This is a genomic window from Methylobacterium sp. Leaf361, from assembly GCF_001424445.1.
Taxonomy (GTDB): domain Bacteria; phylum Pseudomonadota; class Alphaproteobacteria; order Rhizobiales; family Beijerinckiaceae; genus Methylobacterium.
Genome location: NZ_LMPY01000021.1, coordinates 19,957 through 40,646, shown reverse-complemented (window position 1 = coordinate 40,646; position 20,690 = coordinate 19,957). Strand labels below are relative to the sequence as shown.

The following is a 20,690-nucleotide window of genomic DNA, read 5'->3' as shown; positions in this document are numbered from 1 at the left end:
TGACGTCGTCGCCTCTCCAGGCCGGCCCCGCACGGGAGGCCGCGGCCTCACGCCTGTCGACACGGACCCCATATTGGCGGCATCGATACCGGCCACCCCGACGCGCCGTCGCAGGTCACAGCATGGCACCGAGCCCTCTCGCCCTCATCACCTCCGTCGCCCTCGTCGCCGTGATCGCTACCGGCACCGGGGCGATCGTCCTCCAGCAGGGATCGCGGTTCAGCCATTCCCGGAAGGTCGGCGGCCCGTTCACGATGGCGGATCTCGACGGCCGCCCGGTGACCCAGGCCGATCTCCGCGGCAAGCCGTCCGTCCTGTTCTTCGGCTTCACCCACTGCCCGGACGTCTGCCCGACCACGCTCGCGACCCTGGCGTCGGCCCTCGGCCGGATGGGCCGCGACGCGGACCGCCTCAACGTCGTCTTCGTCACCCTCGACCCGGAGCGGGACACGCCCGACACCCTGCGGGCGTACCTGGCCTCGTTCGACCCGCGGATCCGCGGCTTCGTCGGCACGCCGCAGCAGGTCGCCCGGATGGCCGACGCCTACCACGTCGCCTACAAGCGCGTGCCGACCAAGGACGGCGACTACACGATGGAGCATTCCGCCACCGTGGCGCTGTTCGACAGGACCGGCCGCATGGTCGGCGAGATCGGCTACGGCGAGGACGAGGCCAACACCTTCGCGAAGCTGATCACCCTGGCGCTGCCGGGGCAGTGCCCGCCGGGCGGCGGCGCCAACCTCTGGACGACCGACGGCAGCACCGGCAACTGCGGTCCGCGGAGCTGAGCCGCGGCCGGGAAATTGCGCCGCCGCGCCGGCGTGGCTAGAGGGCGGCGCGGGTCGCGAGGCCCGACCGAATCCGGGGGTTCCAGCTTGATCACGCGCCGCGTCCTGACCGCCATCGGGCTCCTCGCCCTCGCGCCGTATCCCGGCCTCGCCCGGGCCGCCGGCGGCGGGCCGCGCCTCGCACCGCCCGAGCCCATGGACCTCGACCGGCTGAAGGATCTCGCCCGGACGCTGCGGGACCGGCCCTACGCGCCGCCGCCGGAGGCGCCCGCCTCGGCGGCCCTCGACGCCCTGACCTACGGGCCGCTCCAGGAGATCCGCTACCCGCCGGGCCACGCCCTGTTCGCCGACAGCCCGTACCCGGTGACCTTCTTCCACCTCGGCAACTTCTTCCGCCATCCCGTGAAGGTCTACGCCCTGGAGGGCGGGCAGGCCCGCGAGGTGCTCTACAGCCACGACCTGTTCACCTACCCGCCGGGCAACCCGGCCAAGGACGTTCCGGACGGGGCGGGCTTCGCGGGGTTCCGGTTCCAGAAGGCGCCCGCCGGGCAGCCGGGCGACGACGGCGACTGGCTGGCCTTCCTGGGCGCTTCGTACTTCCGCGCCGCCGGGGACGGAGCCCAGTACGGGGCCTCGGCCCGGGGCATCGCGATCGACACGGCGCCCGGGCCCGGGAAGACCGAGGAATTCCCGGTCTTCACGCGCTTCTACGTCAGCCCGGCCGCGGACGGCGCCGTGACCGTGCTGGCGCTCCTCGAGGGCCGGAGCCTCACCGGTGCCTACCGGTTCGTCGCCCGGAAGGAGCCGCACGTCGTCATCGACGTCGCCTGCACGGTCTACATGCGCAAGGCGGTCGAGCGGTTCGGCATGGCGCCCCTGACCTCGATGCTGTGGTACTCGGAGGGCATGAGCCGCTTCCTCGCGAGCGACTGGCGGCCCGAGGTGCACGATTCCGACGGGCTGCTGATGCAGACCGGCGCCGACGAGCTGATCTGGCGGCCGCTCAACAACCCGCCCCGCCTCAGCGTCAGCGCCTTCGCCGACCGGTCGCCGAAGGGCTTCGGCCTGCTCCAGCGCGACCGCGCCTACGAGAACTACATCGACGACGGCTTCGAGGAGAACCGGCCCGACATCTGGGTCGAGCCGCAGGGCAACTGGGGCCGCGGCAGCGTCCAGCTCGTGGAGATCCCGACCCATCAGGAGACCGACGACAACATCGTCGCCCTCTGGGTGCCGGACGACGCGCCGCAGGCCGGGTCGGACCGCAGCTTCGCCTACCGGCTGCGCTGGACCGTCAAGGAGCCGGTCGCCACCGACCTCGCCCGGTGCGTCGCGACCCGGGCCACCAAGGCCGCGTGGCTCGCGGATGCCGACAGACGCCCGGGCCGGGCCAACCTCGTGCGGCAGTTCGTGCTGGAATTCGAGGGCGCGGCCCTGTCGGGCCTCGATCCCGAGAAGGCCACGGTCGCGCTCACCCTGTCGCGCGGCAGCGTCGAGGAAGTCGGCGCCACCTGGGCGCCCTACGGCAAGCCGAGCCCCTGGCGGGTCTTTCTCAAGGTCTACGCCGAGGGTCCGGATCCGGTGGAGATGCGTCTGCAGCTGAGATCCGGGGAGAGGCTGCTCTCGGAGACCTGGGCCTACCAATACTACCCGCAGGCACCCGGCACGGTGCTGTGAGCGGCACTGCCGCCGGATCTCGGGTCACCCGGACAGGTCCGGCGCCGGGCGGGCGCGACCCGGCCCGGGCCATCGTCGCATCGGAGACTGCCATGACCGGCGAGACACCGCACGGCCCGCACCTCCCGGAGGCGCTGACGCGGCTCCTCAAGGCACCCCGGGCGGCGATCTGGCCGACACCGGAGGACCGGAACCGCCTGCGCCCCGGCCGGTCGCGACCGCGGCAGCCGAGCCGCGCCGTCCTGGGTGTCTGGATCTGGGCGATCCTCTACAACGTTCTCGGCTTCGCGATCCTCGCGGCCCTGTGGTGGACGATGCGCTGACCCGATGAGCCGACACGCCCTGATCCCCGGCCGAGCGATTCTCGCGGCAATCCTCCTGCTCGGCCTCGCCCCCTCCGCGGCGCAGAGCCAGGGGGACGCGCTCAACGCCGACGACGGCACCGGGGCGGTCAAAGTCTGCTCGCCCGTGGCGATGCCGCGCTGGCGGTCCATGACCCCGGTGCCGAAGACCTGGACCTTCCTGGACTGCATGGGCTTCGCGGGCGAGATGGGCGCGACCCACTTCCAGCTCGGCTGCCTCTTCGCCAACGTCACGCCCCACGCCCAGAAATACGCCTGGGGCGCGATGGTGCCGATCGAGAAGTCGGCCATGGCCAAGGCGCAGCCGCCGATCCCCAATTGCGGCTGGTAGGGCCCGCGCTCAGCCGTCGGCGGGCTGCCAGTCCAGGTCGAGGGTGAGGCGGGCGCGGAAGACCGTGCTGCCGGTCGCGTCGCGGACCCGCGCCTCCAGCACCAGGCCGGCATCTCCGGGGGCCGGCCGGTCCGCCCGGACGCGGAGCCGGTCATGCACGGCCTCGATCAGGGCCTCGGTCGCCGACAGGCACGCCTCGTGACGATCGGCGAAGGGCAGCCCCTCCTCGTCGGGGGACAGGCCGCGGTCGTCGGTGAAATCGGTGAAGTAGCGCATGGCGCAGAACCTCACGGCCAGCTGAGGAGCGTGCGCCGCGACCTGAGCGGTGTCGTTAACCTGTGTGTGGGCGCCGCACGGCCTCGCGCGACGGGCCGCCGGATCCTCGCGCCGCGGCGACCGCGCGGAGAACGCGGCCGCGCGGGCCGCGATCCACCCGCCCTCAGAAAAATGTATGAGTGTGGACAGACGCCGCGCGTGCGGCCGGACTGATCCCGCCCCGAACCCTCTGCCCGAAAGTACGATATGGCCGGCGCGGTCCGCCCGGTACCCGTCGGTGCGCGAACTGCCGCAGCCGCCCTCGCGCGGGTTGCCCTCGCTCGGGCTGCCCTTGCGCGGGCCGCCCGTCTCGGCGGACACTCGGCGGCCGGTAACCCGCGCGGCGTGGTTCGCGCCGATCCGACACGCCGCTCAGGCCCGCGACGCCGTTCCCGATGGCGCGGCACGCGGTCTTCGACGGGCGCCCCGAAGGCCCCGCTGGCCGATCCTCGAAGGGGATGTCACCTGCCCCGCTTCTTCCTCAACGTCCGGCGGCACGGCACGCTGATCGCCGATCGGGAGGGCGACGATCTGCCCGATCGGACGGCGGCCGAGCACCTCGCCCGCGACATCCTGCGCGAGATGCGCCGCCTGCCGCATGTCTACGGCGCGCCGCGCGGCTGGCGCGCCGACACCTTCGTCATCACCGACGAGGCCGGCGCGGTGGTGGCCGAAGTCCCCTACGCCAGCGTGCTCTGAGGCCGCCGCAGCGGGCCGATCAGGCGCTCGTACTCGGCCTCGGCCGGGCCGTAGGTCTGGCCGGCAGCCTCCTCCAGGCGGGTGCGGCTCAGGACCCGGATCCGGCCGCGCCGAGCCCGGATCAGGCCGGCGCCCTCCAGGGTGTGGATCGCGACCGTGACGGTCGGGCGGCGCACACCGAGCATGATCGACAGGAACTCGTGCGTCACCGACAGGTCGTCGCCATCCTGCCGGTCGTGGTACATGAGGAGCCACCGCGCGAGCCGCTCCTCGGCGGGCGCGCCCGCGTTGGCGATCGCGGTCTGGGCAACTTGGACCAGGAAGGTCTGGACGTAGCGCAGCAGCAGGTTGCGCAGCGACGGGCTGGATTTCAGGGCGTCGCGCAGGGCCGGCACGGAGATCCGGCGCCCTCGTCCGGCGACCTGCATGAAAATCTGGTACGGGATCGTGTCGGTTCCGAGCAGCAGCGCCGGTGCGGCCATGCCGTCGCGTCCGAACAGGCCGACCTCGATCCGGCCGCCCTCGGCGAGGGTCGACACCACCGAGCACAGGCCGGTGTCGATGAAGACCGCGTGCGGGATCGCGGCGGCCGGCTCGACGAGCACTTTGCCGAGGGGCAGGTCGATCGCCTCCAGATGAGGCCCGAGCAGTGCGCCATCCGCCTCGGATAGGGCGGCCAGAAGGCGGTTCTGATGCGGCATCGGCAAACGCGTACGCAGAAATCGACCTCCGCGCAGCAGCTCTCGTGCGGGAACCGCGGCGCACCCCCGAGCCATGCTCGGATCAACACGGAATAGCGAGCGGATATTGCATCTAGCGGGGGAAGCGTCTGCAACCAGACAAAGCTTTGCCGGCGGATTTCGGATGTCCTGGCAAATGCGCGCGGATGATTGCGCAAACCTTCCTTTAAGATCTGCCCTCAGACTGCCGGGCGGCGGATCGGGATGTGACTGGAACGCTGCGCGTCCCGCAGCGCCGAGCACTTGCCAACAGCGGCGTGCACGGTCGCGCTTTGACGCGCGGGTCGGATCGCGTTACAGAAAGTGCGACGGAGCAAGCAAGAACCATGCCGTGAGCAGCGTGGCTCCGGCTGGCGAACCGCGCCGGAAGGGCATCGGGGCCTCGCATGAGTTTGGTGCAACGGCTGGAAGTGCGTCAGGGCCAGGCCCTGGTGATGACGCCGCAGCTCCTGCAGGCGATCAAGCTTCTCCAACTCTCGCACCTCGATCTCTCGGCCTACGTCGAGGCCGAGCTGGAACGCAACCCGCTGCTGGAGCGCGCCGAGCCGGACCTGCCGGCCGCGGGTGACGCCGCCGAATCGGGCAGCCATGCCGAGGAGGCGGGGGCCGACGGCTTCGACGCGCCGGAGCCCGACTCGTGGCTCTCGGCCGACCTCAACCCGAGCCGCGGCGAGATCGAGAGCGACTTCGACACGCGCCTCGACAACGTGTTTCCCGACGAGAGCTCCGTCCAGGCGCGCGAGGCGGGCGGGGGCGACATGCTCTCGCTGACGCCGCCGCCCTACGGCAGCTCCGGCGGCAGCTTCGACGCCGAGGCGCCCGATTTCGAGGCGACCCTCACGGCCGAGACCTCGCTGCGCGAGCACCTCGCGGGCCAGCTCGACCTCGCGACCCGGGAGCCGGCCGAGCGGTTGATCGGCGGCTTCCTGATCGACGCCGTCGACGAGGCCGGCTACCTGCGCGAGACGGTGGAGGGCGTGGCCGAGCGGCTCGGCGCCGACCCGGCCCTCGTCGGCCGGATGCTGGCGCTGGTCCAGACCTTCGACCCGCCCGGGATCGCGGCCCGCGACCTCGCCGAGTGCCTCGCGATCCAGTTGCGCGAGCGCGACCGGTTCGACCCGGCGATGCAGGCGCTGGTCTCGCGGCTCGACCTCGTGGCCAAGCGCGATTTCGCGGCCCTGCGCCGGCTCTGCGGCGTCGACGACGAGGACCTCGTCGACATGCTGGGCGAGATCCGCCGCCTGGATCCGAAGCCCGGCCGGGCCTTCGGGTCGAGCGCCGTCGAGGTCCTGGTCCCGGACGTGTTCGTGCGCGCCGCGCCGGACGGCTCCTGGCTGGTCGAGCTGAACAGCGAGGCGCTGCCCCGGGTCCTGGTGAACCAGAGCTACTACGCCCGCGTCTCGCGCAACGCCGCCGCGGAGGGCGACAAGGCCTTCCTGTCGGAGGCGCTGCAGAACGCCAACTGGCTGACCCGCTCGCTGGAGCAGCGCGCCCGCACCATCCTGAAGGTCGCCACCGAGATCGTCCGCCAGCAGGACGGGTTCTTCGTCCACGGCGTCACCCACCTGCGGCCGCTGAACCTCAAGACCGTGGCCGAGGCGATCGGCATGCACGAATCGACCGTCTCGCGGGTCACCTCCAACAAGGCCATCGGCACGAGCCGCGGGACCCTGGAGATGAAGTACTTCTTCACCGCGGCGATCCCCGGGGCGGCCGGCGCCGCCGCACACTCCTCCGAGGCGGTGCGCCACCGCATCAAGCAGCTCGTCGACGGCGAGACGCCGGACGACGTGCTGTCCGACGACGCCCTGGTGCAGAAGCTGCGCGGGGAGGGCGTCGACATCGCGCGGCGCACGGTGGCGAAGTACCGGGAATCCCTGCGGATCCCGAGCTCGATCGAGCGCCGCCGGGAGCGCTTCGCCCACGGTTCGGGCCAGCACGTCGCCCTGGCGCTACGCTGATCGGCCCGGACGGGGTTGCGCCGGGCGCCCGTCCGGCCCATCCGTCTTGGCCCTCGATCGATGCCTGGACCCGCGATGACCCCGACCGGAACGCCCTCGCGCAGCCTCACCGCCATCGTGCTCGCGGCCGGGAAGGGCACGCGGATGCGCTCGGACCTGCCGAAGGTGCTGCACCGGATCGCCGGGCGCAGCATGCTCGGCCACGTCCTGGCCGCCGTCCAGGCGGCGGGCGCGGGCCGGATCGCCGTGGTGGCCGAACCCGGCCGCGACGACGTCGCCGCCGAGATCGCGCGGGCGGCCCCCGGCGCCCGAGTCTTCCCGCAGGCCGAGCGCCTCGGTACCGCCCACGCGGTGCTCGCCGCCCGGGAGATCCTGGCCGACCCCGACGACGATGTGGTGATCGCCTTCGGCGACACGCCGCTCGTCTCGGCCGACACCTTCCTGCGCCTCCGCGCGCCCCTGGCCGACGGCGCCGCGGTGGCCGTGCTGGCCTTCGAGACGGCGACACCCTCCGGCTACGGGCGGGTGCTGACCGAGGGCGACCGCGTGCTCGCCATCCGCGAGGAGAAGGACGCGAGCGCGGCCGAGCGGGCCGTGACCCTGTGCAATGCCGGGCTGATGGCGCTCGCCGGACGGCACGCCCTGGCCCTGCTCACCCGCATCGGCAACGACAACGCCGCCGGCGAGTACTACCTGCCCGACGCGGTCGCGCTGGCGGTGGCCGACGGGCTGCCCGTCACGGTCGTGCCGGTGGACGAGGCCGAGGCGCAGGGCGTCAACGACCGGGTGCAGCTCAGCGTCGCGGAGGCCGCGATCCAGGCGCAGCTGCGCCGCAGCGCGATGCTGGGCGGCGCCACGCTGATCGCCCCCGAGACAGTGTTCCTCAGCCACGACACGGTGCTGGGGCGCGACGTGATCGTGGAGCCCAACGTGGTGTTCGGCCCCGGCGTGCGGGTCGCGGAGGGCTGCACCGTGCGGGCCTTCGCGCATCTCACCGAGACCAGCCTGGAGACGGGCGTGAAGATCGGGCCGTTCGTGCGGCTGCGCGGCAACGCCGTGCTGGAGGCCGGCGCGGAGCTCGGCAATTTCGTCGAGCTGAAGAACGCCCGGATGGGTGCCGGCGCCAAGGCCGCGCACCTCACCTATCTCGGCGACGCCGAGGTCGGCGCCAAGGCCAATATCGGCGCCGGCACGATCACCTGCAATTACGACGGCGTGCTCAAGCACCGGACCACGATCGGCGCGGGCGCGTTCATCGGCTCGAACTCGGCCCTGGTCGCCCCCGTCTCGGTGGGGGAGGGGGCCTACGTCGCCTCCGGCTCGGTGATCACCGACGACGTGCCGGCCGACGCCATGGCGGTGGCCCGGGGCCGGCAGGCGGTGAAGCCGGGCTGGGCCGGGGAGAAGCGCGCGGCGCTGCAGGCCGAGAAGGCGCGGCGCGGGAAGGCGTGAGGCCGGACACGCCGCGCGGGCGGGGCTGGCCCTGCGCGGGGCCGATCCGGTAGAAGTCCCGCTCGGCCCCGCACGGCGCGGGGCGGCCCGGACCTTGCGCACGACCTGCGCGCGGCCATCCGGGCGCGACAGCGAGAGACACTCCTATGTGCGGCATCGTCGGCATCGTCGGGCGCGACGCGGTGGCGGGGCAGGTGATCGAGGCCCTGCGGCGGCTCGAGTACCGCGGCTACGATTCCGCCGGCATCGCCACCCTGGAGCACGGCCGGCTGGCGCGGCGCCGGGCCTCGGGCAAGCTGGTCAACCTGGAGGCCAGGCTCGCCCAGGAGCCGCTCACCGGCACGATCGGCATCGGCCACACCCGCTGGGCAACCCACGGCCGGCCCAACGAGACCAACGCCCACCCGCACGCCACCAAGCGCCTGGCCGTCGTGCACAACGGCATCATCGAGAATTTCCGCGAGCTCAAGCAGGAGTTGGAGGCCGACGGCGTCGTCTTCGAGACCGAGACCGACACCGAGGTCGTCGCCCAGCTCGTCAGCCGCAACATGGACCGGCAGATGGGGCCGGTGGAGGCCGTAGCCGCCGCCCTGCCGCGGCTGCGCGGCGCGTTCGCGCTGGGCTTCCTCTTCTCCGGCGAGGAGAACCTGCTGATCGGGGCCCGCCACGGCGCGCCGCTGGCCATCGGCTTCGGCGAGGGCGAGACCTACCTGGGCTCCGACGCCCTGGCGCTCGCCCCGTTCACCGACGCCATCACGTATCTCGACGAGGGCGACTGGGCGATCCTGTCCCGGGGCGGCGCCGAGATCCGCGACGCGTCGGGCGCCACGGTCGAGCGCGCCCGGCAGACGATCGCCACCCAGGCCTACCGGATCGACAAGGGCGAGTACCGCCACTTCATGGCCAAGGAGATCCACGAGCAGCCCGAGGTGGTGGGCCGCACGCTCGCCCACTACGTCGACATGGCGCAGGGGCGGGTGGCGCTGCCCGAGGCGCTGCCCTTCGACTTCGCCAAGCTCAGCCGCGTCTACATCACCGCCTGCGGCACGGCCTACTACGCGGGCCTCGTCGCCCGGTACTGGTTCGAGCAGGTGGCGCGCCTGCCGGTGGAGATCGACGTCGCCTCCGAGGCCCGCTACCGCGAGGCGCCGCTCGAGAAGGACGGGCTGACGCTGGTCATCTCGCAGTCGGGCGAGACCGCCGACACCCTGGCTTCCCTGCGCTACGCGAAGTCCCAGGGCCAGCACACGCTGAGCGTGGTCAACGTGCCGACCTCGACGATCGCGCGGGAATCCTCCGTGGTGATGCCGACGCTGGCCGGGCCGGAGATCGGCGTCGCCTCCACCAAGGCGTTCTCGTGCCAGCTCACCGTGCTGCTCTGCCTCGCCATCGCGGCGGGCCGGGCCCGCGGCACCCTCGACGCGGCGGGCGAGCGGCGGCTGATCGACGGCCTGATCAAGGCGCCGGGCCTGATGGCCGAGGCGCTCACCCACGAGGCGGCGATCGAGGGTCTGGCCCGGGAGGTCGCGAAGGCGCGGGACGTGCTCTATCTCGGCCGCGGCACCAGCTACCCGATGGCGCTGGAGGGGGCGCTGAAGCTCAAGGAGATCAGCTACATCCACGCCGAGGGCTACGCGGCGGGCGAGCTGAAGCACGGGCCGATCGCGCTGATCGACGAGAGCGTGCCGGTGATCGTGATCGCGCCGCACGACGCGGTGTTCGAGAAGACCGTCTCGAACATGCAGGAGGTGGCCGCCCGCGGCGGACGCATCGTGCTGATCGGCGACGCCAAGGGCGCGGCCGAGCACGGGCTCGACACGCTCGCGACCTTCACCATGCCGGCGCTCGACCCGACGGTGGCGCCGATCGTGTACGCGGTGCCGATCCAGCTGCTCGCCTACCACACGGCGGTGTTCATGGGGAAAGACGTCGACCAGCCCCGCAACCTCGCCAAATCGGTCACGGTCGAGTAGGCGCGGCCGACCAGATCGGCGGATCGTACGGGCGCGGCGCCGTCTTTGCGAGCGGAGCGAAGCACTCCAGTCTGCGCTATGCTGCCAGAGGTTGCGCGACGCTGGGTTGCTTCGCTGCGCTCGCAAAGACGGTCTGCGCAATCCTGCTGACCCCGGTATGAGGCCCCCATGACCGCCCATGACACCGACGTCCTCCGCTGGCTCGACGGGCAGGAGGGCGCGATGCTGGCGCTCCTCGAGGAATTGGTGAACATCGATTCCGGCTCCTACGACAAGCCGGGCGTCGACGCGGTCGGCATCCGCATCGCGGAGTTCCTCGCCGGCCACGGCATCCCGGTGACCACGATCCCGGTCGACGGCTACGGCGACGCGCTGAAGGCGAGCGTGGCCGGATCGGGCGGCGGCAACCGGCCGGTCGTGCTCATGGGCCACCGCGACACCGTCTTCCCGAAGGGGGAGCCGGCCCGCCGGCCGTTCCGGGTCGCCGACGGCCGCGCCTACGGGCCGGGCGTCGCCGACATGAAGGCGGGCCTCGTGATGAACGCCTTCGTGCTGGCCGCCTACCACCGGGCCGGCGGCGCGCTGGTGCCGCTCGTCGGCCTGTTCACCAGCGACGAGGAGATCGGCTCGCCGGCCTGCCGGCCGATCATCGAGGAGACCGCCCGGGGCGCCCGCGCGGTGCTGAATTCCGAGCCGGGGCGGCCGACCGGCAACGTCGTCACCGGCCGCAAGGGCGGGGTGTTCATGCACCTCGAGGTGCTCGGCAGGGCGGCCCATTCCGGCGGCAACTACGCCGACGGGCGCAGCGCCATCCTGGAGCTCGCCCACAAGACCGTCGCGCTCCACGCGCTCACCGACCTCGACCGCGGCACCACGGTGAATGTCGGCCTGGTCTCCGGCGGCCAGTCGGTGAACACCGTGGCGCCCCGGGCGACCTGCGAGATCGACCTGCGCTACGTGACCCCGCCCGACCGCGAGGCCGCCATGGACCGGATCGCCGCGATCGTGGCCGGATCGACGGTGCCGGACACGACCGCGCATCTCACCATCAAGGGCGAGTTCCTGCCGCTCGTGCAGGACGAGGCCTCGCGGGCCCTGTTCGAGACCTACGCAAGGGTGAGCGCGGAGGGCGGCAACCCCGTCACCGGCGAGTTCGCCGGCGGCTGCGCCGATTCGGGCTTCACCGCCAGCGTCGGCTGCCCCACGCTCTGCGCCGTGGGCCCGGTGGGCGGCAAGGCCCACTCGCCCGAGGAGTACCTGGAGGTGGGAAGCCTCGTGCCGCGGGCGCGCGCGATGGCCGAGACCATCGCGGCGCTCTGACGGTTCAGAGACCGACCATCGCCAGCCCGGCGGCGCCGTAGCGGTCGCCGGTCACCGCCTCGGCGGGCATCGCGTCCGCGATGGCCCGCAGGTCGGCCTCGGCCAGGACGAGACCGGCCGCCGCGGCGTTCTCCTCGAGATTCCGGATCTTGCGGGCGCCCGGGATCGGCACGACGAAGTCGCCCTGGTTCAGCACCCAGGCGATGGCGAGCTGGGCCGGCGTCACGCCCTTGTCGCGCGCCAGGGCGGCGAGCGTGTCGAGCAGCTGCCGGTTGGCCGCGAGGTTCTCCGCCGCGAAGCGCGGCATCGTGCGGCGGTAATCGTCGGCGGCGAGGCTGTCGCGGTCGCGGATCGCGCCGGTCAGGAATCCGCGCCCCAGGGGGCTGTACGGCACGAAGCCGATCCCGAGCTCGCGGCAGGTCGGCAGCACCTCGGCCTCGGGGTCGCGGCTCCAGAGGGAGTACTCGCTCTGCACGGCGGCGATGGGATGGACCGCGTGGGCCCGCCGGATCGTGGCCGCGCCGGCCTCGGACAGGCCGAGCGCCCGGACCTTGCCGGCCCGCACGAGATCGGCCATGGCGCCGACCGTGTCCTCGATCGGCACCGCCGGGTCCACCCGGTGCTGGTAGAACAGGTCGATGACGTCGACGCCGAGGCGCCGGAGCGAGGCGTCGCAGACCGCCCGGACGTGCTCGGGCCGGCTGTCGACGCCGATGATCCGGTCGGGACCCTGGCCGGTCTCGGAGATCTTGAAGCCGAACTTGGTGGCGATGATCACCCGGTCGCGGACCGGCGCCAGGGCCTTGCCCACCAGCTTCTCGTTCTCGAAGGGGCCGTACATCTCGGCCGTGTCGAAGAGGGTGATGCCGAGGTCGACGGCGCGGCGCAGCGTGGCGGTGGCCTCGCCCTCGGGCTGGCCGCCGTAGGCGTAGCTCATGCCCATGCAGCCGAGGCCGAGGGCGGAGACGGTGAGTTCGGTTCCGAGTCGGCGATGATCCATGCGGGCCTCCCGTGATGCGGGCCGGACTTCGCACGGGGCGCCGGCGGCGATAATCCGTGACCTGCGGCGCAGGCTGTTCTATGCGGCTCAACAGTGAGACGCGCCGACCTCCCCGCTCTGTCGCTCTTCGCCGCGGTCGCGGTGCGCCGGAGTTTCCGCGGCGCCGCGCGCGATCTCGGGCTCTCGGTCTCGGCGGTGAGCCACGCGATCAACGGCCTGGAGGCGAGCCTCGGCGTGCGCCTCCTCGCGCGGACGACCCGCAGCGTCGCCCCGACCGAGGCGGGCCAGCGCCTGCTCGACGGTCTCGAGCCCGCCCTCGCGGCGATCGCCGACGCGGTCGAGGTGGCGACCGCCGCGGAGCGGCGGCTCACCGGGACGCTGCGGATCTCGGTGCCGCGGTCGGCCGCCGAGATGCTGCTGGTGCCGCTCGCCGTCGCGTTCACCCGCGCGCATCCGGGCGTCGAGATCGAGATCCGCGCGCAGGACGGCTTCCGCGACATCGTCGCCGAGGGGTTCGATGCCGGCGTCCGCTTCGCCGAGAGCCTGGACCAGGACATGATCGCGGTGCCGCTCGGCCCGCCGCAGCGCGGCGCGATCGTCGCCGCGCCGGACTATCTCGCCCGCCACGGGACGCCCGCGGACCCGCAGGACCTGCACCGGCATGTCTGCGTCCGGCGCCGCTTCCCGAGCGGCGGCCTCTACCTCTGGGAACTCGAGAAGGACGGGATCGCCCAGTCGATCCCGGTCACCGGCACCCTCGTCCTCGACGATGACGGGCTGGTGGCCGGAGCGGCGCGCGGCGGCGCCGGCCTCGCCTACCTCTTCGAGGCGCAGGTGGCGGCCGACATCGCGGCCGGCCGCCTGATCCGGGTCCTCGACGCGTGGTGCCCGCCCTTCCCGGGCTTCTTCCTCTACTACCCGAGCCGCCGCCAGATGCGGCCGCTGCTCCGGAGCTTCGTCGATCACGTCCGGGGCGGCTAGCGCCGCCGGCCCGCCTAAGGGCGCAGGGCCGCCACGAGGCGCAGCAGGAAGCCGTCCAGGGCCGCCTTGTCGATCCAGCGCAGGACCGCGACGAGGTCGTGCTCGGGGTCGCACCAGATCACGTTGTTGCCCGCCCCGAGGGCGCTGAAGGCCGAGGCCGGCAGCTGCGGCTTGGCGGCCGCGCCGCGGTTCAGCCACCAGAGATAGCCGTAGCTGTCCAGCGTCGGAGAGGGCGTCAGCATGGCGCGGATCCAGCGCTCCGAGAGGAGCTGCCGCCCGTTCCAGGCGCCGCCGCGGGCGACGAGGAGGCCGAAGCGGGCGTGGTCGTCGGCCCCGATGAACAGGCCGCCGCCCCAGTGGCCGCCGCCGGGGACCGACTGGACCCGCGCGCCGTCGACCGCGACCCAGGCCGTGTCGTAGCCGTGCCACGCCCAGTCGCGGGAGGCGCCGACCGGATCCATGATCCGCTCGCGGAGCACGTCCGGGAGGGCCCGGCCGAAGCGGCGCATCAGGCAGTACGACAGCAGGTTCACCCGGACGTCGTTGTACTCGTAGTAGGTGCCGGGGCGCCGCAGCGCCCGCGCCTCGCCCTTGCGGCTGTTGTCGGCGCTCGGGCCGATCTGCCGGAAATGATCGACCTGATCGGACTTGCCGAACAGGGTCCCCTGCCACTCGCTCGACTGCTGCAGGAGGTGGCGCCACGTGATCGCGCCGTTGTCCGGGCCGTCGAGGAGCGGGTCGGGTACGCTGTCGCGCACCGGCGCGTCGACGTCGGGGATCAGGCCGTCGTCGTGGGCGAGGCCGGCCAGCACCGCGAGGTAGCTCTTGGCGATCGAGAAGGTCATGTCCGGGCGGGCCGTGTCGCCCCAGGCGGCGACGCGCCGGCCGCCCTTCAGGATCACGCCCGCCGGGCCGCCGCGCGGGCGCACCGGCCCGTCGACGGCGCTCCAGGGCCCCGTCTCGTTCCACTCGACGATCCCGACGTAGCGCCCGTCGGGATAGTACAGGCTGCGCGGCCACGCGCTCTCGTGGGCCTGCGCGAACGCCACCGCGTCCGCGAGCCGCCCGGCATCGAGCCCCGCCGCAGCCGGGTCCTGCTCCGCCCAGTCATCCGTCGGCCAGTACGGCCCGGTCGCTTCGGTCACGCGCGTCTCCTGACGGTCCTCTCCGGTCCGGGCGCATGCAGGGCCTGCGCCGCGGATCGGACCCTCCGTAGAGCCATCGGCCCCGCGAGGGCAGGGCGCGCGCCACGGTTCGGGCGTCGCCCCGCACGACGGGGCCGGATGTGTCAGCCCTTCCCGGTGAAGCGCACGGCGCAGCCCGGACGGGCCGCGACGAGGTCCGCGCCGCGCGCGCGGCCCAGGACCATGCAGGCGGTCGACAGCCCGTCGGCGACGAGCCCCGTCGGCGCGGTGACCGTCACCGACGACAGGCCGCGCGGCGACCGGCCGGTGGCCGGGTCGAAGATGTGGTGGTCGGTGCGGTCGTCCGAGAAGCTCATGTTGTAGTCGCCCGAGGTCGCGGCGAAGCCGGTGAACGGGGCGATGACGGCGGCGACCGCGCCGGGATCGCGCGGATCGGCCAGACCGAGGCGCCAGGGCGCGCCGTCCGGATGCGCGCCGGCGGCGCCGAACTCGCCGGTATCCACGAAGGCGTCGTCGATGCCGCGCGCCCGGAAAGCCGCCATGACCTGGTCGGCCGCGTAGCCCTGGATCAAGGCGTTCAGCGTCAGGGCCGTCCCGGGCTCCAGGACGATCCGGTCCGTCGCGACCCGCACGCGCCGCCAGCCGACCCGCGACAGGGCCCCCCGCAGGGCCTCCGCCCCGGGGCGCTCGCCGCGGGCGGCCGCGCCGGCCCAGACCGGCCAGAGCGGCTGGACGGTCGGGTCGAAGGCGCCGCCGGTCTCGGCCGCGAGGGCGAGGGCGAAGCGCAGCAGGGCGAGCAGGTGCGGGTCGGGCGCCTCGAGGGACCCGTCCCGGTTGAGGCGGGCCAGGGCGCTGTCGGCCCGGAACAGGCTGGCGGCCGCCTCAACGGCACGCATCGCCGCGAACCCGTTGTCGAGCGCGGCCTCGACCGCGGACGGGTCGGGCCCGGCAGCGGTCAGGGCCACGGTGGTGCCGAAGGCGAGGCCGGCGCGGGTGCGCAGCGCCAGCCCGCGCGACGCCGCGGCGGCGCGGAACGCCGCGACGCCGCCGAGCGCGGCCAGCCCCGCGGCCCCGACGAGGAGTCGGCGCCGGGCCGGCGCGAAGTGCGGCGGCGCGCTCATCCGACGGTCACCGGCCGGGGCGCGGCGCGGCGGCCCCGCTTGCGCGCCACGACCTGCGGCACGCACTGCCCGGGATCGTGGATGATCGTCACGCACTCCATGCACTGGAAGCACTCGGCGTAGTCGACCCGGCCGGAGGGCGCGATGGCGCCGTAGCGGCAGCGGACCTTGCAGAGCTGGCACGGCGAGCCGCACTCCGCCCGGCGCGGGATCCAGTCGAGGACGCGGACCCGCCCGAGGAGAGCGAGGGCGGCGCCGAGCGGGCACAGGTAGCGGCAGAAGCCCTTGTAGACGAGCAGGTTGAGCACCAGCAGCCCGGCCGCGTAGGCGACGAACGGCCACGCCCGGACGAAGTACAGGGTGATGGCGGTCTTGAACGGCTCGACCTCGGACAGGGTGTCGGCGAGGGGCGACCCCGCGGCGGCGGCACCGAGGATGCCGGCGAGCACGACGTATTTCAGCGACCGCAGCGCCCGGTCGAGGCGGGGCGGCACCGCGACCGGGCGGATGCGCAGCGGCCGGGCCAGCAGCGCGACGAGTTCCTGCAGCGCGCCGAAGGGGCAGAGCCAGCCGCAGAACGTGCCGCGTCCCCAGGCGACCAGGGCGGCCAGCGCGAAGGCCCAGAGCACCAGCGAGGGCGGGTCGTAGAGCAGGAAGGCGAGGTCGTGGGTCACGGTGGCGGCCCGCACGAGGCCGACGAGGGTCACGATCGAGAGTTGCGCCTGCGCGTACCAGCCGACGAAGCCGAGAGTCAGCGCCAGGAAGCCGAGGCGGAAGAGGGGGAAGCGGCGCTGGTCCGCCACCAGCCCGCGCTGGCGGCTCAGGACCGGCACCAGAACCGCGAGCATCAGCCCGATCAGCGCGAGTTCGGGCGCCCGGGCCCGCCAGGGGTCGGTCCAGCTCGGCCCGTCATCCGGACGCGCCCGCGTGAACAGGTCGGCGGGCAGGGCGGTCTCGACCGTGAAGGTCCGGGCGATCTTCTCCGACAGGATCTGCCCGCGCTCGCGGACGATCGTCTCGGTCAGCACCCAGGGCGCGGACGGGTCGAAGCCGGCGGCCTGGTCGATCCGCAGGATCGTCCAGGGGCCGGGCGGCAGCCCCTCGGCGAGGCCGGCGTCGCGGCGCTCCACCGCCATGTCGCGCGCGTTCACGATCAGGCCGGCCTGGCCGATCGCCAGCCGGTCCGGGACGGCGCCGAGCACGAACCGGTCGCCGACCGGGTTCTCGGGCGCGTCCTCCGGTCCGGCGCTGACGACCATCACGGCGTGGTTGCCGGCACCGAGCTCGCGCATGAGCGCGTCGTAGCGCGACGGCCCCAGCAGGTTGCGGCCAATCGAGGGCGGGTCCAGGGCGGCGACGTAGAGGTCGGTCAGCACGGCGTCGGCCGGACCCTCGGACGGATCGGCCACGCCGGTGCCCCGGAAGGCCGCGGCGGCGTCCGCGTTCGTGACCGTCAACCGCCGGACCCAGCCCCGGGCAAGAAGCTCGGCCAGGGTCAGGGGCTCGTAGAGGTCGAGCTTCGCCTCGACCTTCAGGCCGACATTGGCCGCCCCGAAGCCGAGCTTCGCGCGGGCGACCGCCAGTGCCGAGGCCAGGATCGACTGGTTGATCACCCGGGTCGAGGCGGTGGCCATGGAGATGCCGTCGACGGTGGTCTGCGGCGCGGCGCCGGCGGCCCGCGCGTTGGGCCGCCCGACCCGGATCGCCTGCCGGGCCGACAGGCCGGCATACTGCTCGACGAAGGCGAGGAGCGGCTCCGGGCCGAGCCCCTCGAGGAAGACCGGCTCGTGGTGCGAGAGCACCGTCACGTCCCGGAAGGTCCCGTCGGGGGCGAGCGCGATCAGCAGGTCGGGGGGCGTGCCCCCGAAGCCCGGGATCGGCGCGAGGTCGACGGATTCGAACGCGTAGGCGAAGACCTCGTAGGACCCGGCCTGCTGCTTCAGGATCGGCCAGACCGGGAGCCTGTCGTCCTTCTCGCCGACCACCAGCGGGGGCGGGAAGTGGCGCTCGAGGGCGGCGCGATCGAGCTGGCCGGCCCGGGCCGGAAGGGTCGACAGGAGCAGGGCGAGAAGGAGCAGCGCGGCGCGCAGGAGCAGGCCCGCGCCCCGGGCCAGGGCGGTGCGCGGCGCGGGCGGCCTGGGAGACGGTGCGCTCCGCAGCGGCCGCGCCTTATCCCTCTCTCCGCCCCTGGCCGCGTCGGTCACCCATCCGGACCGAGCACGGACGACGGCGGCAGTGCGCGACCGGGCATCTGTCCCGTTCGGGAGAGGGACAGGGTGAGGGATCGGGACGTCGAGGATGGAGCACGCTGTCGACGTGCGGGCCGGGAGAGCCTGTCCCGGATGCCGCACGTCCCTCACCCTGTCCCTCTCCCGAACGGGACAGGGGACCCGCGCTCCGGACTGCGGACGAGTCACGGCACCGCACCGGCGGCGCGCCCGTCCGTCGCCTGCGCCGAAGGCATCGGCCGCGCCGCCGCGCCCCAGGGGAAGCGGCCGACCTTCACGGTCTTGATCGGCCGGAACGTCGCGGCGTCGATCACCGTCACGTCGCCGGAAACGCCGTTGGTGGTGAAGAGCCGCGTGCCCGCCGCGTTGAGCGCGAGCTGCCAGACCCGGCGGCCGACCAGGATGTAGCTCTCCACCCGGTAGGTCGCGGTATCCACCACGGCGACCCGGTCGGACGGCCCCAGCGCCACGAAGGCGTGGCGCCCGTCCTTCGCCATCTGGATGCCCACCGGCTGGATCCGGTCGGCCGCGATCCCCTTCACGGCGAACTCGATCGTCGCGATCACCGCGCGGGTGGCGACGTCGATCACCGACACGGTGCCGCCGATCTCCGAGGACGCCCAGAGCCGGGACCCGTCGGCCGTGAAGGCGGCGAAGCGCGGCCGCTGCCCGACCGGCGTCGCGTCCACGGCCGCGAGGGTCTGCGTGTCGATCCAGTGGACCATGTTGGTCGTCTCGGAGGTCGTGACGGCCGTACGGCCGTCCGGGCTGACCGCGACGCCCTCCGGCTCGATGCCGACGTCGATCTGCGCCAGCACCCGGCGGGTCTGCGCGTCCACCACCGTGGTGGTGGCGTTCTCCTCGTTGGCGATGAACAGGGTGCGCCCGTCGGGCGCCAGGGCGAACTGCTCCGGGTCCTCGCCCGAGGGCAGGTCGTGCCGCACCTGCCCGGTCTCCGGGTCGATCACCTGCACGGCGTCGGAGTCGCTGGCGCAGACGTAGAGCGACCGCCCGTCGCGCGAGAAGGTCAGCCCGCGGGGCCGACGGCCGACCGGGAAGGTGCGCAGCACCTCTAGGCTGTCGCCGTCGATCACCGAGACGGTGTTGTCGCGCTCGTTCGAGACGAAGATCTCTTCCGCCCGCGCGGGGCCCGCGAGGCAGAGCAGCAGCGCGAGGGCGGCGGGCCGGGTCATTCTGACGTCCCCGAGAAGGCGCGGCAGGCACTCTCGGGCGCGTCGAGGCCGAGCGTGTCGAGTTCCGTGCGGTGGTGGAGGTAGCCCTCGATCGGCGCCGTCGCGGTGACGGCCCCGGGCCAGAGCAGGAAGACCGGCTGGCGCAGCTGCCCGTCCCAGGCGCGGAAGCTCAGGGGGCGGCCCTTGAAGCCGCCGATCTCGAAGCCGGGCGCCGTCAGGGCGGCGCGGACCGTCGCGGGGTCGGTGCTGCGCGCCTTCACGGCCGCCTCGCCGACGACGTGCACCGCCATCCAGCCGGCCCAGTCGACGGGCCGCATGGCGCGGCCGGCGAGCTTCCGGAACCGCCCCTGGAGCTGGACGGCGGCCCAGGCCTCGACGGGCCGCCCCCAGGCGGCCGGCGCGAGGCCCTGCGTGCCGACGAGGGGCCGGGGCGAGGCGGTGTTGTAGTTGAGGCTCGCGCCGAACGCGCCGGCCTCGTCGGCCACCGCGACCACGTCGTGCTCGGGCCCGCGGGTCGGCAGGGCGAACTCCCGCAGGGCCGTGTCGCGGACGTCGCCGCCCTGCGGGTCGTAGCGCGTCTCGGCGACGATCCGCGCGCCGAACTTCCTCGCGCTGCGCCGCAGGGCCTCGGCGAAGAGCGCGTCGCCCGGCGCCGGCCCGGTGACCAGCAGGATCCGGGACCAGCGCTTGAACGCCAGGAACTGCACCAGCGCGTCGGCCAGCATGGCGCGGGACGGCAGAACGTGGAGCAGGTTCCTTCGGCAATCGGCGTCGCGCAGGCGCGTGTCCGGGGCGCCGATGTTGAGGAGCACGCTGCCCTTCGCCTCCGGCAGGTCGGCCAGCGCGAGGACGTCGGCGGCCGGGGCGTTGAGCACCACGAAGCGGCGGTCGGCGAGGTCCCGGAAGGCCTGGCGGATGTCGGCGCCCGGCTCGACGATCGTGGTGCCGAGGTCGAAGCCGAGGCCGAGGAACCGGCCGGTGGCGTTGGAATCGCGCAGGCCGAGTTCCGCGCCCTTGGCGCCCTCGTCGTCGGGGATCGGGTCCTCGTTGTTTAGCGGCGCCGGCCGCTCGACCCGCCGCTCCAGGTAGCGGATCGTCAGGGGCGGGCCTGCCGGCGCGGGCGCGGCCCGCCCCTGCGCGACCGGCGCCAGGGTCGCCATTGTCGCCATTGTCGCCACGGCCGCCAGCACGACGGCGCGCCGCAGGCCGGCCCATGGCCCGCCGCGCATCCCGGGCCGCCGCGCACCGGAGGACACCATCCCCGCCCGTCTCCTCCAGCCCCGCGGCGCTCGTCTTTGGCCGGGAGTCTAGGAGCGGAGTTGCGCCCTCCGATATTAGACCAAGGTGCACAAACCGGTTTCGATGCAGTGCAACACAAGTGGTGGATGGCGCTAATCTGGCCGA

The 20,690-nt window shown here is 73.6% G+C and carries 18 protein-coding genes; 10 read left to right on the top strand and 8 right to left on the bottom strand.

The window, feature by feature from the left end:
* Nucleotides 1-122: 122 nt before the first annotated feature.
* From ASG32_RS15575 to ASG32_RS15560, 4 genes are all read left to right on the top strand, one after another.
* Nucleotides 123-788, top strand: a complete 666-nt coding sequence (locus tag ASG32_RS15575; protein ID WP_056527775.1) for an SCO family protein — start codon at nucleotides 123-125, stop codon at nucleotides 786-788.
* An 87-nt stretch (nucleotides 789-875) separates the two neighbouring features.
* Nucleotides 876-2,465 carry a glucan biosynthesis protein gene (locus ASG32_RS15570; protein ID WP_056527772.1) on the top strand — a complete coding sequence of 530 codons (1,590 nt, stop codon included), beginning with the start codon at nucleotides 876-878 and terminating at the stop codon, nucleotides 2,463-2,465.
* A 92-nt stretch (nucleotides 2,466-2,557) separates the two neighbouring features.
* Nucleotides 2,558-2,788: a hypothetical protein gene (locus ASG32_RS15565; protein WP_056527769.1), complete on the top strand. Its 231-nt coding sequence runs from the start codon at nucleotides 2,558-2,560 to the stop codon at nucleotides 2,786-2,788.
* A 4-nt stretch (nucleotides 2,789-2,792) separates the two neighbouring features.
* Nucleotides 2,793-3,158: a hypothetical protein gene (locus tag ASG32_RS15560; protein ID WP_056527765.1), complete on the top strand. Its 366-nt coding sequence runs from the start codon at nucleotides 2,793-2,795 to the stop codon at nucleotides 3,156-3,158.
* 9 nt (nucleotides 3,159-3,167) lie between these two features.
* On the opposite strand, the gene ASG32_RS15555 is transcribed toward ASG32_RS15560, so the two are convergent.
* On the bottom strand, nucleotides 3,168-3,434 hold the full coding sequence (locus ASG32_RS15555) for a hypothetical protein (protein ID WP_056527762.1): 267 nt from the start codon (nucleotides 3,432-3,434) through the stop codon (nucleotides 3,168-3,170).
* Nucleotides 3,435-3,680: 246 nt separating this feature from the next.
* Between ASG32_RS15555 and ASG32_RS15550 the strand changes: the two genes are divergently transcribed.
* Nucleotides 3,681-4,172 (top strand): hypothetical protein, encoded by a 492-nt coding sequence (locus ASG32_RS15550; protein ID WP_157861979.1) that lies wholly within the window; start codon nucleotides 3,681-3,683, stop codon nucleotides 4,170-4,172.
* On the opposite strand, the gene ASG32_RS15545 is transcribed toward ASG32_RS15550, so the two are convergent.
* Entirely contained in the window at nucleotides 4,154-4,873 is a 720-nt protein-coding gene (locus ASG32_RS15545) for a Crp/Fnr family transcriptional regulator (protein WP_056527756.1), read from the bottom strand. The genes ASG32_RS15550 and ASG32_RS15545 overlap by 19 nt on opposite strands.
* A 425-nt stretch (nucleotides 4,874-5,298) precedes the next feature.
* Between ASG32_RS15545 and rpoN the strand changes: the two genes are divergently transcribed.
* The 4 genes from rpoN to ASG32_RS15525 all read left to right on the top strand — a co-directional run bounded on the left by rpoN (nucleotide 5,299) and on the right by ASG32_RS15525 (nucleotide 11,618).
* Nucleotides 5,299-6,873, top strand: a complete 1,575-nt coding sequence (gene rpoN / locus ASG32_RS15540; protein WP_056527753.1) for an RNA polymerase factor sigma-54 — start codon at nucleotides 5,299-5,301, stop codon at nucleotides 6,871-6,873.
* 75 nt (nucleotides 6,874-6,948) lie between these two features.
* Nucleotides 6,949-8,325, top strand: coding sequence for a bifunctional UDP-N-acetylglucosamine diphosphorylase/glucosamine-1-phosphate N-acetyltransferase GlmU (glmU, locus tag ASG32_RS15535; RefSeq protein ID WP_056527751.1), 1,377 nt, complete (start codon nucleotides 6,949-6,951; stop codon nucleotides 8,323-8,325).
* A 146-nt stretch (nucleotides 8,326-8,471) separates the two neighbouring features.
* A complete protein-coding gene (glmS, locus tag ASG32_RS15530; protein WP_056527748.1) occupies nucleotides 8,472-10,298 on the top strand; it encodes a glutamine--fructose-6-phosphate transaminase (isomerizing) in 1,827 nt (608 codons plus the stop codon).
* 168 nt (nucleotides 10,299-10,466) lie between these two features.
* Complete coding sequence (locus ASG32_RS15525; protein WP_056527744.1) at nucleotides 10,467-11,618, top strand: M20 family metallopeptidase; 1,152 nt, start codon at nucleotides 10,467-10,469, stop codon at nucleotides 11,616-11,618.
* Nucleotides 11,619-11,622: 4 nt separating this feature from the next.
* Here the strand turns inward: ASG32_RS15525 and ASG32_RS15520 are convergent, their stop codons facing one another.
* Nucleotides 11,623-12,618, bottom strand: a complete 996-nt coding sequence (locus tag ASG32_RS15520; RefSeq protein ID WP_056527741.1) for an aldo/keto reductase — start codon at nucleotides 12,616-12,618, stop codon at nucleotides 11,623-11,625.
* A gap of 93 nt (nucleotides 12,619-12,711) precedes the next feature.
* Here ASG32_RS15520 and ASG32_RS15515 point away from each other — a divergent pair, with 93 nt between their 5' ends.
* Nucleotides 12,712-13,599, top strand: a complete 888-nt coding sequence (locus ASG32_RS15515; RefSeq protein ID WP_056527738.1) for a LysR family transcriptional regulator — start codon at nucleotides 12,712-12,714, stop codon at nucleotides 13,597-13,599.
* Nucleotides 13,600-13,613: 14 nt separating this feature from the next.
* Here ASG32_RS15515 and ASG32_RS15510 read toward each other — a convergent pair whose 3' ends face one another.
* The 5 genes from ASG32_RS15510 to ASG32_RS15490 all read right to left on the bottom strand — a co-directional run bounded on the left by ASG32_RS15510 (nucleotide 13,614) and on the right by ASG32_RS15490 (nucleotide 20,545).
* Complete coding sequence (locus ASG32_RS15510) at nucleotides 13,614-14,744, bottom strand: serine hydrolase (RefSeq protein ID WP_056527735.1); 1,131 nt, start codon at nucleotides 14,742-14,744, stop codon at nucleotides 13,614-13,616.
* Between the two features lie 143 nt (nucleotides 14,745-14,887).
* Nucleotides 14,888-15,865, bottom strand: a complete 978-nt coding sequence (locus tag ASG32_RS15505) for an FAD:protein FMN transferase (protein WP_056527732.1) — start codon at nucleotides 15,863-15,865, stop codon at nucleotides 14,888-14,890.
* Entirely contained in the window at nucleotides 15,862-17,961 is a 2,100-nt protein-coding gene (locus ASG32_RS15500) for a 4Fe-4S binding protein (protein WP_199866126.1), read from the bottom strand. The genes ASG32_RS15505 and ASG32_RS15500 overlap by 4 nt, the downstream gene beginning before the upstream one ends.
* Before the next feature lie 317 nt (nucleotides 17,962-18,278).
* On the bottom strand, nucleotides 18,279-19,286 hold the full coding sequence (locus tag ASG32_RS15495) for a YVTN family beta-propeller repeat protein (protein ID WP_056527729.1): 1,008 nt from the start codon (nucleotides 19,284-19,286) through the stop codon (nucleotides 18,279-18,281).
* On the bottom strand, nucleotides 19,283-20,545 hold the full coding sequence (locus tag ASG32_RS15490; protein ID WP_056527726.1) for an ABC transporter substrate-binding protein: 1,263 nt from the start codon (nucleotides 20,543-20,545) through the stop codon (nucleotides 19,283-19,285). Before ASG32_RS15490 ends, ASG32_RS15495 begins: the two co-directional genes overlap by 4 nt.
* Nucleotides 20,546-20,690: the final 145 nt, after the last annotated feature.